At 40.0% G+C, this 16210-nt stretch carries 19 protein-coding genes and 1 riboswitch; of the genes, 16 read left to right on the forward strand and 3 right to left on the reverse strand.

Annotated features, from left to right (window positions below; genetic code table 11):
• The 11 genes from ON09_RS16080 to ON09_RS16130 all read left to right on the forward strand — a co-directional run.
• The coding region (locus ON09_RS16080; RefSeq protein WP_010602086.1) for a c-type cytochrome at positions 1 to 744 on the forward strand (744 nt) is incomplete at its 5' end.
• A 12-nt stretch (positions 745 to 756) separates the two neighbouring features.
• Complete coding sequence (locus tag ON09_RS16085; RefSeq protein WP_010602087.1) at positions 757 to 1206, forward strand: DsrE family protein; 450 nt, start codon at positions 757 to 759, stop codon at positions 1204 to 1206.
• 18 nt (positions 1207 to 1224) lie between these two features.
• On the forward strand, positions 1225 to 2142 hold the full coding sequence (locus ON09_RS16090) for a molybdate ABC transporter substrate-binding protein (RefSeq protein ID WP_029204389.1): 918 nt from the start codon (positions 1225 to 1227) through the stop codon (positions 2140 to 2142).
• Between the two features lie 120 nt (positions 2143 to 2262).
• Positions 2263 to 2970, forward strand: coding sequence for a substrate-binding domain-containing protein (locus ON09_RS16095; protein ID WP_262495831.1), 708 nt, complete (start codon positions 2263 to 2265; stop codon positions 2968 to 2970).
• A gap of 30 nt (positions 2971 to 3000) precedes the next feature.
• The gene (locus tag ON09_RS16100; RefSeq protein WP_010602090.1) at positions 3001 to 3900 is read left to right on the forward strand and encodes a LysR family transcriptional regulator; all 900 of its coding nucleotides are present in this window, start codon (positions 3001 to 3003) and stop codon (positions 3898 to 3900) included.
• A 100-nt stretch (positions 3901 to 4000) separates the two neighbouring features.
• Positions 4001 to 4987, forward strand: a complete 987-nt coding sequence (locus ON09_RS16105; protein ID WP_010602091.1) for a YeiH family protein — start codon at positions 4001 to 4003, stop codon at positions 4985 to 4987.
• Positions 4988 to 5173: 186 nt separating this feature from the next.
• Positions 5174 to 6103 carry a WD40 repeat domain-containing protein gene (locus ON09_RS16110; protein ID WP_202947158.1) on the forward strand — a complete coding sequence of 310 codons (930 nt, stop codon included), beginning with the start codon at positions 5174 to 5176 and terminating at the stop codon, positions 6101 to 6103.
• 29 nt (positions 6104 to 6132) lie between these two features.
• Entirely contained in the window at positions 6133 to 6603 is a 471-nt protein-coding gene (locus ON09_RS16115; RefSeq protein WP_010602093.1) for a hypothetical protein, read from the forward strand.
• A 23-nt stretch (positions 6604 to 6626) separates the two neighbouring features.
• Positions 6627 to 6693, forward strand: a riboswitch (Fluoride riboswitch).
• Positions 6694 to 6820: 127 nt separating this feature from the next.
• Entirely contained in the window at positions 6821 to 8029 is a 1209-nt protein-coding gene (locus ON09_RS16120) for a voltage-gated chloride channel family protein (RefSeq protein ID WP_238533712.1), read from the forward strand.
• An 81-nt stretch (positions 8030 to 8110) separates the two neighbouring features.
• Positions 8111 to 8404 carry a DUF190 domain-containing protein gene (locus ON09_RS16125; RefSeq protein ID WP_010602095.1) on the forward strand — a complete coding sequence of 98 codons (294 nt, stop codon included), beginning with the start codon at positions 8111 to 8113 and terminating at the stop codon, positions 8402 to 8404.
• Between the two features lie 35 nt (positions 8405 to 8439).
• Positions 8440 to 9546 (forward strand): hybrid sensor histidine kinase/response regulator, encoded by a 1107-nt coding sequence (locus ON09_RS16130; RefSeq protein ID WP_010602096.1) that lies wholly within the window; start codon positions 8440 to 8442, stop codon positions 9544 to 9546.
• Between the two features lie 850 nt (positions 9547 to 10396).
• Here the strand turns inward: ON09_RS16130 and ON09_RS16135 are convergent.
• A complete protein-coding gene (locus tag ON09_RS16135) occupies positions 10397 to 11248 on the reverse strand; it encodes an EamA family transporter (RefSeq protein ID WP_010602097.1) in 852 nt (283 codons plus the stop codon).
• 112 nt (positions 11249 to 11360) lie between these two features.
• On the reverse strand, positions 11361 to 11708 hold the full coding sequence (locus tag ON09_RS16140; RefSeq protein ID WP_010602098.1) for a hypothetical protein: 348 nt from the start codon (positions 11706 to 11708) through the stop codon (positions 11361 to 11363).
• A 114-nt stretch (positions 11709 to 11822) separates the two neighbouring features.
• Between ON09_RS16140 and ON09_RS16145 the strand changes: the two genes are divergently transcribed.
• Together ON09_RS16145 and ON09_RS16150 are read left to right on the forward strand one after the other, a co-directional pair.
• Positions 11823 to 12356 (forward strand): superoxide dismutase family protein, encoded by a 534-nt coding sequence (locus ON09_RS16145; protein ID WP_010602099.1) that lies wholly within the window; start codon positions 11823 to 11825, stop codon positions 12354 to 12356.
• A gap of 95 nt (positions 12357 to 12451) precedes the next feature.
• Positions 12452 to 12982: an ExbD/TolR family protein gene (locus ON09_RS16150; RefSeq protein ID WP_010602100.1), complete on the forward strand. Its 531-nt coding sequence runs from the start codon at positions 12452 to 12454 to the stop codon at positions 12980 to 12982.
• A 69-nt stretch (positions 12983 to 13051) separates the two neighbouring features.
• Here ON09_RS16150 and metK read toward each other — a convergent pair whose 3' ends face one another.
• A complete protein-coding gene (metK, locus tag ON09_RS16155; protein ID WP_010602101.1) occupies positions 13052 to 14338 on the reverse strand; it encodes a methionine adenosyltransferase in 1287 nt (428 codons plus the stop codon).
• A 218-nt stretch (positions 14339 to 14556) separates the two neighbouring features.
• Between metK and ON09_RS16160 the strand changes: the two genes are divergently transcribed.
• From ON09_RS16160 to ON09_RS26675, 3 genes are read left to right on the forward strand one after another with little or no spacing between them, the layout of a single operon-like run.
• The gene (locus tag ON09_RS16160; RefSeq protein WP_039842623.1) at positions 14557 to 15438 is read left to right on the forward strand and encodes a diacylglycerol/lipid kinase family protein; all 882 of its coding nucleotides are present in this window, start codon (positions 14557 to 14559) and stop codon (positions 15436 to 15438) included.
• Between the two features lie 36 nt (positions 15439 to 15474).
• Positions 15475 to 15648 carry a hypothetical protein gene (locus tag ON09_RS26670; RefSeq protein WP_010602103.1) on the forward strand — a complete coding sequence of 58 codons (174 nt, stop codon included), beginning with the start codon at positions 15475 to 15477 and terminating at the stop codon, positions 15646 to 15648.
• Positions 15645 to 15824: a translation initiation factor gene (locus ON09_RS26675; RefSeq protein ID WP_316927813.1), complete on the forward strand. Its 180-nt coding sequence runs from the start codon at positions 15645 to 15647 to the stop codon at positions 15822 to 15824. The genes ON09_RS26670 and ON09_RS26675 overlap by 4 nt, the downstream gene beginning before the upstream one ends.
• The last annotated feature ends 386 nt before the right edge of the window (positions 15825 to 16210 follow it).

Genomic DNA, 16210 nt, shown 5'->3' on the forward strand with positions numbered 1-16210 from the left:
ACGTACACACTAGGGATAGTAGGCAGGTTGACTAATGGAATGAACTGTCAAAACTGTCATAATGATGCAGGCAGAAAAATTTGGGCGCTTAATTATTCCGCCGTGGCTTCCACCTACCCGCAGTTCAAGGCCAGATCGAATAAGGTCGTTTCAATTGCAGATCGCATAAATGGCTGTTTTCAGCGCAGTTTGAATGGAGAAAAGCTAGATACAGCCACTAAAGAAATGCAGGCGATGATTGCTTATATGAAATGGCTGGGAAAAGATGTGTCAAAAGGCATTAAGCCAGACAAGAATGCGGTGGAGAAACTTGCTTTTCTGGACAGGGCAGCTAGCCTGCAAAATGGAAGAATTGCCTACACTAACCTGTGCATGAGTTGTCATGGAAAAAATGGGGAGGGCAAAATGAACGATGCGGGCAATGAATATGCTTTTCCCCCGCTTTGGGGTCAGCATAGCTACAACGATGGTGCAGGCCTCTACCGCATAAGCAATTTTGCAGGTTTTGTTAAGAACAATATGCCTTTTGGGACATCTTATGAGCATCCCTTTCTGAGCGATGAAGAGGCTTGGGACGTTGCTGCCTTTGTTAACAGCCAGCCCCGGCCGCATAAGGATCAGTCAATGGACTGGAAGGATATCTCCAAAAAACCTGTAGATTTTCCATTCGGCCCCTACAAGGACAAATTTTCTGAAGTTCAACATAAATACGGTCCATTTAAACCTATTGTCAAAAATCTTTAAACAAATAAAATCATGAAAAAAATCATTTATCTGATGATGTTGACCACATTGGCGACATTAACAAAAGTAAAAGCACAACAGCCTGCCGAATTCACAGGCGCAAAGGCAACGCTGAAACACTACAATGCGCTGTATATCGTAAATACCGCAGATGAGAAACGGATAAGCGGTACGCTCCGCAATATCAAAAATGCACTGGAAGATCCCAGATTAAAAGGAAAACTGACCGTTGAAATTATCGCATTCGGCGACGGGGTTAAACTATTTGATAAAACAGCTGCTTTTCAGGACAGATTGCAATCATTGAAGGATGCCGGCGTGATCCTGGCACAGTGTGAAAATACCATCAAAGAGCGTAATATCAATAAAGACCAGTTATTGCCCATTATCTCCTACGTCCCAAGCGGCAACGGGGAGATTATCATCAGACAGTATCAGGGATGGGCAACGGTACATCCTTAAACTTTAATATCTACAAAAATGAAACTATTTAAAAATATGTTAGCCTTTGTGTTTTTCGGTTTAGTTACCGGCAATGCAACAGCGCAGGAATACAGGTTCGATCCGCCCTGGAATACCCCGCCCGAAAGTAAACTGAACTTTACGGTGCCTGGAATTGACAATGTACCCGATTTGTACGGGGATATCAACGATCCGCAATTGGTTGTCTTTTTTGCGGGCAACCAGTTTATGTGCATAGATGATCTGCTCGCTGCTTTCAAGACAGCCTATCCAGAATATCAGCGCATCTTTGCTGAAACGCTTCCTCCGGGTATCCTTGCCAAACAGATCATCGGCGGCAACATCGTAATTGGCAACATGAGGATTTCGCTGAAACCTGATGTATACACTGCGGGCAAGAGCAGGATCGAACAGATGCCGGAATACTTCTTTTCCACAAAACTCTATGCAAAAAACCGCCTTGCACTAATGGTACAAAAAGGTAATCCAAAGAAAATCAAGGGTCTCACAGCGCTGGCTGATCCCACTTTACGCATCAGCATGCCTAACCCGGAATGGGAAGGGATTGGTAAACGGATTGAAGAAGCCTATGTTAAAGCCGGTGGGGAACCATTGAAAAACGCGATCATGAAAACCAAGGTCGGCGACAGTTCTACTTATCTGACCCAGATACACCATAGACAAAGTCCAATGCGCATTCTTTATGGAAAAAGTGATGTTGCTCCGGTCTGGTACTCTGAGGTATTTTATCAGAAAATGATCGGCCATCCCGTAGATATGGTGGAAATACCACAAAAAGAAAATATTGAGGCGCAGTATATTGCAGGATTAATGAAAAGCGCTCCTCACCCGCAGGCCGCTAAAGATTTTATGACTTTCCTAACCAGTGAGGCGGCCAAACAAGTCTACCGAAAATATGGTTTTACGACTGAATAAAGCAACATCAAACCATTATGCTCTTTTTGATTGCATTACCAAGTGATCTGAGCATGATAACTTATCACCTTTGAGAAAAAATAAACAGATGAAAAAATAATATCGATTATTGCTTTAGCAATTACAGTTGGCCCGGCCATGGCACAGTCAGATACCCTGCATGTATATGGACCGGGTGGCCCGCTCTCGCCGATGAAAGAATGTGCACAATTATTTACTATCCAAACCGGAATACCAGTAAAAGTGGTTGGCGGACCCGAAAATAAGTGGCTGCAGCTGGCGGAGCAAAACGCAGACCTGATATTCGGAGGAGCGGAATATATGCTGACCCAATTCGAACAGCAACATCCGGGAATGATTGATCCTAAAGCGAGAGTCTCACTTTACCAGAGGCGAGCTGCCATTTTGGTCAGGCCGGGCAATCCTAAACAGATCAAAAGTATTGCAGATCTTACGGAACCCGGAATTCATATCCTTGATGTGAATGGTGCAGGGCAGTTGGGACTGTGGGAAGATATAGCCGGTAAAAAAAATCTCATATCGAAGCTTCAGCCCAATATCAGGCAATCATTCGCTAATACTGCGCTCGGTATTGAAGCCTGGAAAAAAGACCCCTCTTTCGATGCATGGATTACCTACGCATCCTGGCATCAGAATCTGAAAGAAGAAACAGCAATGGTTGAACTTTCATCTGAAATGCAGACTTACCGCGGGACGCCCATAGCGCCAACCTTAAATGGCAAGCATAAAGGACAGGCCTTATCGTTTATCAAGTTTCTGCAAAGCGAGCCTGCGCATCAGGTTTTCAAAAAATGGGGTTGGCAATAGCCCCATTTTTTATCCTATATTAGCTATACTATGTTCGATTTCAGATTAAAGGTATTCCATACCGTTGCCAAAAGGCTTAATTTCACCAAGGCCGCGGCTGAACTTTTTATCAGCCAACCGGCTGTTACCAAGCACATAAAGGAACTAGAAGAACACTATAAGGTCAACTTATTCGAAAGAAGCGGCAACAGCAAAATAAGCCTGACCAATTCTGGTGAACAGTTATTGGCTTACGCAGATAGGCTATTGGCCATTTATCGTGACCTTGAGTTCGATATGAATCTTGGTAGGGAGCAGCAATCTGGTGCGATCAGCATCGGGGCGAGCACGACCTTGTCGCAGTACATTCTCCCATCGTTGCTTGCTGATTTTCATCAGCGCTTTGAAAATGTACGCATCAGTATGCTCAGTGGAAATACCGAAGATATTGAAGGTGCACTGCTGGCAAAGGAAATAGAAATTGCGTTTATCGAGGGGATTTCCAAGAATCCACAACTCCAATATTCACCGTTTTTGACCGACGAAATTGTACTGGTATGTCCAGCTCATTTTACCAGGTTCAAAAAAGAGTCCATAACTTTGGAGGAACTGAAAGACTTTCCCCTGGTTTTAAGGGAGCCTGGCTCAGGCACGCTCGAGGTGATTTCCCACCAGTTAAAAAGTAGTGGAATCAGGCTTAACGAGCTTCGGATAGAGATGCATCTTGGCAGCACAGAGGGCATCAAAAGCTATCTTGCAAAAAGAGATTGCCTTGCCTTTGTTTCGGTTCATGCCATTGTAAAGGAGCTCAGGGAAAAATCCCTCAGGATCATAGATATCCAGGGATTTGAAATCATCAGGCCATTGCAGTTGGCACATGTGCACGGGCAGGTTTCCGGTTTACCGGCACTGCTCATCAAAATGGCGGAAAAGTTTCGCCATGAAATATAAACCGCTTACTTCAATAACTTTTGGTAATGGTCTATAGGAATAAGTGATTTCCAGAGCGGGTTTAATTGTCGGATTTTTGGATAATCAATAAAACAAGATAATGAACAAAGAAAATCCAAAAACATCAAAACCGAATATATTCAACCGGTTCCTGGACCGGAGCATCACTACACGTGAGGTCATTTTTTTACTGGCAACTGTATTTTGCCTCTCGCCACTTATTTCTCCTCCCATAGCGTTGTTGATGGGCCTTGTAATTGCACAATTCATAGGTCACCCTTACCTTCACCTGAATCATAAGGCCACCCACATTTTACTGCAGGTATCCGTAGTTGGCCTTGGTTTTGGGATGAATGTAACCAGTGCGATGGCTGCAGGCAAGGAAGGTATTGTGTTTACCATAGTTTCCATCATCGGCACACTGATCATAGGATACTTTATGGGTAAATTTCTTAAAATCGACAAAAAGAGTTCCTATCTGATTTCCGCTGGTACTGCCATTTGTGGAGGAAGTGCGATTGCAGCAGTATCACCAGTCATTAAAGCAGAGGAAAAACAGATTTCCGTTGCCTTGGGAACGATTTTCATTCTCAATTCTGTTGCTCTTTTTGTCTTTCCGGTCATCGGACATGCAATGAAACTTTCGCAGACCCAGTTCGGATTATGGAGTGCCATTGCCATACATGACACCAGTTCGGTTGTCGGTGCTGCGAGTAAATATGGAGCGAAAGCACTGGAAGTAGCCACTACGGTAAAGCTTGCCCGTGCCCTTTGGATTATCCCAGTAGCATTCCTGTCTACTTTTCTTTTCAAAAACAAGGATAGTAAGGTAAAAGTCCCATGGTTCATCGGTCTATTTATCCTGGCAATAATTGCAAACACCTATATCCCATTTATTCAGAATTATGGTCATTACCTTACTGGTATTGCCAAAGCGGGACTGACCTTAACCTTATTTCTGATCGGATGTGGGCTGAACAGAAAGCTGCTTTCGAGCGTCGGCTTTAGGCCTTTGCTACAGGGTGTGGTGCTGTGGGTGATGATATCAGCTGCCGCTCTTTGGGCCGTAACATCATTTGCAGGCTAATTGAATAGTTTGTACTTTGATAAACTGGTTTTCCGAGATGGTGCGTTTGAAAGATGCTTACATTTTATAGTCAAACCACAACTATTTTCGTCTGGATCAGATTAGCAAGCCAGGCTGCCAGCTAATAGAATAAATTAATAAATAATATCATGAAAAAAAATATCATATATCTTAGTAATAGTACTATTGAATATTACAGGTAAATCACTTGCACAAATGCCATTTGATGGAGCCATTAAGAATAATTCGCTTGCAGTTAGCCCTGATGAAAAAACAGCGGTTGCATCATATAGTGATTCTACTCAAATTAAAATTTACGATCTTGATAAGGGATCGCTAAAAACTACCATCAAGGGTTTTGTAAATCCCAGGAATATATTGTTTTCTCCAGATGGGAAGCTATTGTATATCACTGATAGCAGTCATGGCTATTTGATGGCGTATGATGCCGCGACATTTCAATTGATTGAAAAATTTCCAGTTGGCTATGGGGCCTTCGGAACTACCATCTCGGATGACGGAAGGCGGATCTTTATTAATAATGAAGCAGCCAGCACAGTCACTGTATTGAATGTGGCAAATCATGAGGCCGACACGGTTATCAGGGGTTTTCATCAGCCCAGACAAGGTGTAAAACTTAATCCAGAGAATACAAAATTATATGTGACCAATTTTGAAAACGACCATATCACAATTGTTGACGTTAAAACACTAAAAACAGAGGGTGAAGTAAAAGGATTCAATAAGATCCGGGCGATCTCGATCAGTAAAGATGGTAAAACCTTGTATGCAGCAAATAGCGGTAGCAGTGAATTGCTTGTTGTAGATGTAGCCGGCAAAAAGATCACTCAACGCATTCCGGTTGGCAAGGACAATTATGGGGCAAGCCTTTCACCTGACGGAAAGTTTCTTTTAAGCGGCAACAAAGTTGATAATACGGTATCCGTGGTAGATGTTAAAACTTATAAGAACATTCAAACCATCAAAGGGTTTAAAGAACCAAGGCAGGCAATTGTTTTTTCGAAAGATGGAAAGTTCTTTTATGTGCTCAACAACGATTTAAGCCTGGATAAGGTAAGCATGGCTAACTATAAAATCGTTGAGTCAATGAAATGATCACACGATATTAAATATTAATATTTGAAATGGCAACAGAAATCCTACTGATCACCGAAGCAAAATCTTCTGATACCAAATCTTTTTATAATTGCAACACAGCGCTGTACAGGTGTGTAAAGTCTGCTTTTGAAATGCAATTCGGAATTTTTGAAACCGATACTGATTTTCTGGCATTTTTTCGTGAAATGAATTGTGAACTTGAATATTTGGTTACTGCAGAGATGAACCGAACTGATATGGCAACTAGACGAAACCAGCGTTCTGAAAGCGTAGATTCTCTTTCAGAAAGATTAAGGGCACATCGTCCCAAGTATGTTATTGTAATCATGAAAGATATTGAAAAGTATGTTATTATGGCTATCGAAAAAGCAAAACTACCGAAGGAGGCTTTGCTGACAAGTGTTCCATTTCCTGCGATGAGTGAAAAAAATAGAATCAATTGTACGCTCGGAATTGCACAAATTCTCAAAGACTATCTAAAGCATCGTAGAGATTAATATTTTTTGATTACCTTTGATTATTCAAAAAAGGGAATGGTGTCTCCCTTACCCAACCGCTTTAAAAAAGCTGATGGCGCCTGATTAAAATTGAATGTTCAACATTTAGTCAGGATATATTATGCGTCATTATCAAAAATCGAAAGGGCAAAGATCCCTTATCAGAACAAAAGCTTTTTTTAGAGCTTATCCGTCCCTTCCCTACATCCTCAAATGGTTGCTGATCAGCCTTATTGTTGGTGTCTGTATTGGAACCGCATCCGCATTATTTTTAAAAACATTGGGCTGGGTTACGGATTTCCGGGAAAATCACCTTTGGTTAATTGCCCTTCTTCCGATTGCGGGGTTTGTAATCGGCTACATTTATCACAGGTTTGGTAAAGAAGTTGAAGCAGGAAATAATCTGCTGATTGATACCATTCACGATCCAAAAGATATTATCCCTTTTCGGATGACGCCTTTTGTTTATCTTGGCACACTCGCAACCCATCTTTTTGGAGGCTCTGCCGGAAGAGAAGGAACAGCGATACAAATGGCGGGATCTATTGCAGACCAATTTACAAAGCCACTGAAGCTCACACCGGCCGAAAGGAAAGTTCTAATAATTTCTGCCATTGCCGCAGGTTTCGGTTCTGTATTCGGAACGCCATTGGCCGGAGCTATTTTCGGGTTAGAAGTCTTTTTGATTGGCAGACTCAAATATGATTCGATTTTTCCGGCATTTGCATCCGCCATCACCGCGGATTTGGTCACTAAACTTTGGAAAACCGGGCATACCCATTATCATATCCCAACCATCCCGGATTTTTCTTTTTTGAATGGTTTTTACGCCATCCTAGCAGGAATTGCATTCGGACTTTGTGCTGCAATTTTCAGCAAAACCATTCACCGTGTAGGCAGACTTTTTAAAAACAAAATTTCTTATCCACCTTTACGTCCTTTGTCTGGTGGGATTTTAGTCGCAACCGCTGTTTGGGCCTTAGGATCTACAAAATATATCGGATTAGGCATTCCCACCATCGTAGCTTCCTTTGAACAGCAATTACCAGCTTATGATTTTGCATTAAAAATGATTTTTACCATCGTTACCTTAGCCGCAGGATTTAAAGGTGGTGAGGTAACACCATTATTTTTTATCGGCGCTGCATTGGGAAATGCACTGGGTTATTTTATTCCTTTACCGGTAGGACTTTTGGCAGGAATGGGCTTTCTTGCTGTTTTTGCAGGAGCTACTAATACACCTTTAGCCTGCAGTATCATGGCAGTGGAGCTTTTCGGCCGCGATTGCGGCGTCTATGTTGCTATCGCCTGTGTGGTTGCCTATTTATTCTCAGGTCATAGCAGCATTTATGGAAGGCAGATGATAGGCGAACCTAAACACAATAGGTTTGCAAGCTTCACCGGAAAAAGATTAAATGAACTATAAAACTGAAATCATGAACGCAGAAAATTTAACCATTGTAAGAATATATCTCAGATTTGGACAATCAGTTATGGGACAAAGCTTTTGGAGGAAAAGCTGAGTAATAATCTTGGAGATTATCTTCTGAAAAAGGCGAAGCTAAGTGCTATCCATCAAGCCATTATTTTTACTGCAAAAAGCGGATATTTGAACAATGGCCGTATTCAATACAATATTTCTGAAATCCCTTCATCTGAAAATCCTGTTTGTCTAGAGCTGATAGATGAATCCATTAAGTTAATGTCCTTTTTAAGTGAAAACAAAAAAGAGTTACAGGAAGTCTCTTTGATATTAATTAATGACAAGTGTATTGATAAAACCTCAATCATTGAATTGTAATTAAATAATGGTAATTTTGCGGCAAATTCAATCTGATGATTCTACTCGTTGACGATATTGCTGAAAACAGATTCTCCCTTCAAAAAACGTTGGTTGGACACGGATTTGGTGTAGATACCGCAGCAAGTGGTGAAGAAGCCTTGAAGATGGCCTTAAAAAAAAGTTATGTTCTGGTCATTCTTGATGTGCAAATGCCTGGGATGGACGGCTTTGAGGTCGCGGAACTGCTTTCGGGTTATAGCGGAGCTAAAAACACCGCCATTCTTTTTCTATCGGCAGCGGCACTGGAACAAAAGTTTTTACTGAGGGGATTACAAAACGGAGCGGTTGACTACGTTACCAAACCAGTTGAACCGCTTATCCTGATTGCAAAAATCAACACCTTCTATCACATTTATGAACAGAACAGAATACTTCTTCAAAAGCAGAAAGAACTTGAAGCTGAGATAGCGTCCAGAAAAAAAGCAGAATCACTCAAGGATGAATTTGTCAGCATCGCCAGCCACGAACTCAAAACCCCGCTGACCAGTGCAAAGGCTTATATGCAATTGTTGGCCAGAAACATCGACGGAGGTGACAACTCGAAATCAGGTCAGTATCTTGAAAAGGCTAGCATGCAGGTCAACCGCCTGGATGAGCTGATTTCTGATTTGCTTGACCTCTCAAAAATAGAGAGCGGTAAAATGTCCTTTACCATGGTCAGCCTGGAGATGGAAACCATTCTGGAAAGCGTGCTGGAAACATTCCGGGATGGCTATCCCCATTATGATTTCAGGCTTCTGAGCAGCGCGGCTGCGAGGATAACTGCAGACCCGGCCAGAATTGAACAGGTCCTGGTTAACTTGCTGACCAATGCGATTAAATATGCACCCGAGAGCGAAATTATTGAAATTGAAAGTGAGCTTATCGGAAACAGCTTCCTCATCCGCGTGAGGGATTTTGGCATCGGTATCTCGGCTGAAAGCCTGGATGCTGTTTTTAATAAGTTTTACAGGACCAGCGAAGTAGAAAAAAACTTCTCCGGCCTCGGAATGGGCCTTTACATATCAAAAGAGATTATCCACCAGCATGGTGGGCAGCTCAGTGTCGAAAGTACATTGGGTAAGGGATCCACATTTTATCTTTCGCTTCCCATACCATAATCTCCATTTACTTCCCAGCAGAAAGCTGTTGATGAAAACCGTTGAACAGCTTAGTTATTAATGATATCACAACGTAATGTCCAGGTCTGAGGAAAGGTACTTCATCCAGCAGCAAAAGCGGCAAGAAAGTAACAGATATGGAGATTTCTTTAAAATATATTATCCCAGAAGATGACGAGGCTCGCATAACGGCATTAAACCAAGTGCAGGCAGGCCCATGCTATAGGGTCGCCTATATCCAATGTATTGGCGGAAAAGTCGAAGCGATTACGAAGTTTGAAATATATGGAATGATCAAGTAATTTCGAAATATGAGATCAGTGCGTTCCGGTTTAAACTGGCCATCTTTTAGCAAATTAATAAAATTCTATAAATATGCTAATGATTTTCTTACACTAGTCATCATCCGATGCGGAATATCTTGGTCAGTGAAAACGATGAGAGAAATAGTTTACATTTAGGCAACCCAAATCGTTTTACCCATCCCCGACAATTTATGAATACACAGGTAGGTAAGTTTAGAAACAATTTTATTTTCGATCGGATGGGATCAATATCCATGCGATATCCAGATGTATAATTTAAATTTTCACATTAAGGTTCTCTTTTTATTGTTGAGATGACTGATTTTTTCTATCTTTAAATAAAGTCAATTACAGTCAAATAGTTGCAAAATAATGGTGAGCATTTGGTGAGCAGAATGCTTTTATTTAATTAAATAACTAATTATCAACGGTGTATGTCCTCAGTTCGAGTCCCGTCCATTCCGCAAACAAAGCCTTAACTTAGAAAAGTTAAGGCTTTGTTGTTTTTCGGAGCTATTGGTTTAAATATTGCCCTTTCTTGAAGACTACACCTTAGATCTCTTTGCTGTTATTGCTGAGCCAGCTGAGGCAATTACAACGCAGGCAACAGCAATGCATTCGGTTAATGATAAGTACTCTTGCAAAAATACAAATGCAGCCAATGCAGCCATGGCAGGTTCGAGACTCATCAGGATGCTAAATGTTCTGGCTGGAAGTTGTTTCAGTGCATTTATTTCCAAAGTAAAAGGGATGGCGCTTGATAAAAGGGCAAGCGATGCACCTAAACCTAAGAGTTTCGGAGACAACTGATTTAATCCGCCGCTGAAGATACCAAAGGGAAGAATGAGAAGGGTAGCAAATAACATACCCACGGCTACTGCTTCACCACCTTTCATAATTTTAGATATTCTCCCACCTAAGATGATATAAGCAGCCCAAAAACCTCCGGCCAATAAAGCCAGCAAAACACCGATCAGGTTTAATCCGTTGCTTGTCCAGGGTGCAATAAGGGCGATACCTATTGCAGCCAAAACTATCCAGATAAAATCAATCGCTTTTTTAGAACTGAAGATGGCCAGCAGTAGGGGGCCTACAAACTCCAGTGTTACGCCAAGCCCGATCGGAATTCGTTCGATTGCCATATAGAAAACCATATTCATGGCGCCTAGCGATAAGCCGTAAAGTATTACATATTTCCACTGCTTAGCATCAAGCTTGGTTATGTTAGGGCGGAAGGCCGCCAGCAGTATGATTGCAGATAAACCTATTCTTAGTGATGCGGTAGCAGCAGCGCCGATTTCGGGGAAAAGACCTTTTGCAATTGCCGCACCACACTGCACACTTATAATAGATAATAAAACGGCTGGAACAGGTGGTAGGTTTATTTTGATCTTCATTCAGTTGGGAGATGATCACAAAACTACATATTCTGAACCGAGAAATATATAAATATTAAAGCAAAAGAGGCCCGGAATTTTCCCGGGCCTCTTTAAATGTATTTAAGATTTCTTAGCAAAATAGCTCTTGTTCATCCCTGTTTTCAGTTGGGATTTTTTTAAGAAAATCATCAAATCCCGAACCTAGATTGTCAGAATAAATGCCGTAAGCATCCAGAATGTATCCTATATTTTTATCTTTATCTTCTACCAGGTAGAGCACCGAGTTGTCTGCAGGATCAGAATCACCTTCAAATCTATAAGTTTTTACAATTGTTAAATCTTCAGGCTTGTAAATGTTGCCTAAGGATTTGCTTTGCATTTTGCCGTGATCTGACATCTTTAATTCATTATCTTTTCCTTTCAGCCTCAATTTCTCCAAAATTTGACTCAAAGTGTTCATTGCAATTGGCTGTTCCATAGTTATATGATTTTATACTATTTAAACAAGCTGTTTCTTAAATGGTTTTAATGTGGCGATTATAAAATCAAACCAAATGATTGTCAATGTGTTTCTTGTTAAACTAAATTTAAGATGATGAAAAAATATTTTTTAGGATTAGCTATTGCTAGTGTTGCATTTTTAAGTGCTTGTGGTCAAAAGGAAAGTAAACTTGCTACGGCAAACTTGGCCGAAACTGCGGATCAATCGAAAAGCATTGGAACCGCTACATTTTATGGATTGAGTGATGGAAAAATTAAAATGGATCTCGAATTAAAATTTGCATCAAGAGCAGATAGTAATGTTGCAGTTCATTTTCATGAACATGGCGATTGTGGCGATATGGGTGAAAATACACATGGCCACTGGAATCCAACAAATGAAAACCATGGCAAATGGGATTCTGGAGCATACCACAGCGGTGATATCGGTAATATTAAATTAGATTCGAAAGGTGAAGCAAAAATTTCAATCACTACAGATCGATGGAGTGTACAGGACGGTGATGTTAAAAATATAATTGGAAGAGGAATTATTGTACATGGAGGTACCGATGACTATAAAACACAACCTACCGGGAATTCTGGTCCGAGAGTTGGTTGTGGTGTAATCGAAGCTGTAAAATAGATTTCTTAACCTATTAAGTCAGGCGATTAAATTTTAATCGCCTTTTTTTATGCAATTTATTTAATGCTTTCATCATGATTAAAAACCTAAATCATATGGCAACTTTAAATGAATCGCAGCGTGGCAAGTCCACAAAAGGAAGAATGAGCAAAACCGCTCCACGAGTTGATTTAACCGCAATGGTTGATCTGATGTTCTTACTTACCACATTTTTCATGCTCACCACATCGCTTGGTACCTTAAATGCAGCAGACATTGCCAAACCCGATCAATGTGATCATTGTACCATGGATTACCCTGCCTCCAGAACAATGACGGTTTTACTTGGAAAGAATAATAAGGCGGTGAGTTATCTGGGTACGACTGAGAATGCCAAAATGCAGACTACAACCATTACAAATCTTCCAGCAGAAATCGCAGCTAATAAAATCCGTGTAGAAAAGGCACACGGAAACAATCCTTCAAAATACATGATCGTAATTATCAAACCAACAGAAACAGCTAAATTTCAAAACTTTGTGGATGTAATTGATGAAATGAAAATTGCTGGCATAAAATCATATAGTATTGATGATCAAAATATTTCATCATCAGAAAAAGATTTTATGAAGGCAAGAGGTTTATAACTGTTTTGATCGCAAACTAAAAAAGCTTCCTGTTTATAATCAGGAAGCTTTTTACTCGTATAGAAAAAATTAAATTCCGAAAGCAGATTTTACCTGTTCTACATAATCCAGTTTCTCCCAGGTAAACAGCTCAACACTAACTGTTTTTTCTTCACCGTAAGGGTTTTTGAAAGTTTTGTTTACAGTTTCAGGTGTTCTGCCCATGTGGCCATAAGCAGCAGTTTCGCTATAAATTGGGTTTCTTAACTTTAATCTCTGTTCGATAAAATAAGGGCGCATATCAAAAATTGATTCAACTTTTTTACTGATTTCGCCATCTGTTAGATTTACTTTCGAAGTTCCATAAGTTACAACATTAATTGATGTTGGTTTAGCAACCCCAATTGCATAAGAAACCTGAACCAAAACTTCATTGCATAAGCCGGCTGCAACCAGGTTTTTAGCAATATGACGTGTTGCATAAGCAGCACTTCTATCTACCTTACTTGGATCTTTACCAGAAAAGGCGCCACCACCATGTGCGCCTTTACCGCCATAGGTATCAACAATAATTTTTCTTCCGGTTAAACCAGTATCGCCATGCGGACCACCGATCACAAATACTCCAGTTGGATTGATGTGATAAGTGATGTCATCGTTAAATAAATGTGCATACTGCGGGTATTTTGCTTTAACTCTTGGAATTAAAATTGAAACTAAATCACTTTTAATTTTGGTTAACATTTCATCATTTGCAGCGTCTTTATCTGCTCTCGAATCAGATGCAGGCTTAATAAAATCATCGTGTTGCGTTGAAATTACGATTGCATCAATGCGTTGTGGCTGATTATCATCAGAATATTCTAGAGTAACCTGAGATTTTGCATCCGGACGTAAGTAGCTTATTTCTGCATTTTCTCTTCTTAAAGTAGCCAGTTCTCTAAGCAAAGCATGAGATAAATCAAGCGCCAGTGGCATATAATTTTCAGTTTCGTTTGTTGCATAACCAAACATCATACCCTGATCGCCGGCACCTTGCTCCTCTTTATTGCTTTTATCTACACCTTGGTTAATATCTTGAGATTGCTCATGAATGGCTGATAATATACCACAAGAATTTGCTTCAAACATATATTCGCTTTTGGTGTAACCAATTTTCTTGATTACATCACGAGCAATTTGTTGAACATCTAAGTAAGTTTTTGACTTTACTTCTCCAGCCAAAATTACTTGTCCGGTGGTAACTAAAGTTTCACAAGCTACTTTGGAGTCTGCGTCAAAAGCTAAAAAGTTATCAATTAATGCATCCGAGATTTGATCGGCAATTTTATCTGGATGGCCTTCAGATACAGATTCTGATGTAAATAAATACGACATTTATTAAATATTAGTGATAAATAAATAAGGTAATCATTGCCAAACCCTTTGAACAGGTTTTAATTTGATGGAAAGAGGTATTAGCAATTTTTTTAAGTGGTTGCAATCCGGTCCCGATGATCGGGATAGCAAATCAATCCACTTTTAATGCTTGCAAAATTAGCATATTTTCTTTATTTCAAAAATTATAGATTATTTTGTGCTTTCATTCTTACACTTTGCACACAAAGACTAATATTCTCTTCATAATTAACCCCATTTCAGGCGGTAGGGGTAAATTGCGTATTCCCGATTTTATCGATAAATATTTAGATAAGGAAAAGTTCAATGCCAATTTTGTTTTCACCGAATATGTGGGGCACGCTTCCGAATTGGCAGATGAGGCTGCATCAAAAAACTTTGATGTAATTGTAGCGGCTGGCGGCGATGGAACCATCAATGAAGTGGCTACAAAAGTTTTAAAGCACAACATTGTATTGGGTGTGTTGCCGCTTGGCTCTGGGAATGGATTAGCGAGATTTTTGAATATACCCAAAAACCTTCGTCACGCCATATTAGCGATCAATGCCTTCAAAGTTGACCGCATAGATACTGCTGAATTTAACAACAAGTGCTTTTTTAACTTGGCTGGTATGGGTTTCGATGCGCATCTAAGTTCCGCATTTTCAAAAGATAAAAAGCGTGGGTTGGCCGGTTATGTTAAATTGGGTTTTCAGGAAGTTTTCAATTACAAAGCAGAGCAATATCTGATTAGTATTGATGGTATAGACTATAAAAGAAAAGCTTTTGCAGTTAGTGTTGCAAACTCTTCGCAGTATGGCAATGATGTTTATATCTCACCTAATGCTTCTGTAAAAGATGGTTTGCTCGATGTTTGTATTATCAAGCCGTTTTCCATTTTAAAATTGCCCGTTTTGAGTTACATCATGTTAAAGGGCACAGCAGAAACCTCTGATATGATCGAAATCATAAGGGGTAAAAATATAAAAATCCAGAGGGAACACGCTGGTCCGGTGCATGTTGACGGTGAACCCCTTCAAATGGGCGCAGAAATTGAAATCAATATCAGTCCACTTTCACTTAAAGTTATTGTTCCTTAATTTCGTTTCCTCAGTTTACCTCAATAACTTTGTAATATGAAGCCGAAGAAAAACAGCCTTAGTGATTTGGGTGGAATCATGTATTCTACAAATCCGGAATTTGAATATCATGAAGAGGTTGATGAGACTACAACGCCCTCAAATAATCAGCAAGATCTGAGGGTAATGCTCGATAAAAAAACAGGGGAGGTAAAGCCGTTACCCTCATAACAGGTTTTAAAGGAAAACAGGATGACCTTGATATTCTAGGTAAAATGCTAAAAACGAAATGTGGCGTTGGTGGATCTGTTAAAGATGGTGAAATTATGATTCAGGGCGATGTAAGAGACAAAGTATTGGGCATCCTTCAAAAAGACGGTTACAAAGTGAAAAAGGCTGGGGGTTAATGAGATTGATGTCAGCTATTATGGCTAATAATATCACATTACGCCATGATTCAGATTTTATCTTAGTGTAATTTTTTAATTTTTTTTGCCTTGTAAAAACCCTTGTAAATATCTGTAAATAAATAATTTACATATTAGTGTAATTGCTACAATATGTAAATTATTACGTCTTAATGCTAGTTTTTTTCGTTTAGATCTCTTTACCTTTGCTTTACTAACTAACTTATTGTTATGAGCAAAAAAAAACTGCATGTACCAGATTTGTGCTATCTGAATCTGGGTGAAAACAATGCCGTAATGTACCAATTGTCTCCAATGGAGTTAATTGATGAAGCCTTATTAAATAAAGAAGGCACATTGGCATCTTCAGGCGCTTTAGCTGTAGA

Source organism: Pedobacter agri PB92 (genome assembly GCF_000258495.1).
GTDB lineage: Bacteria > Bacteroidota > Bacteroidia > Sphingobacteriales > Sphingobacteriaceae > Pedobacter > Pedobacter agri.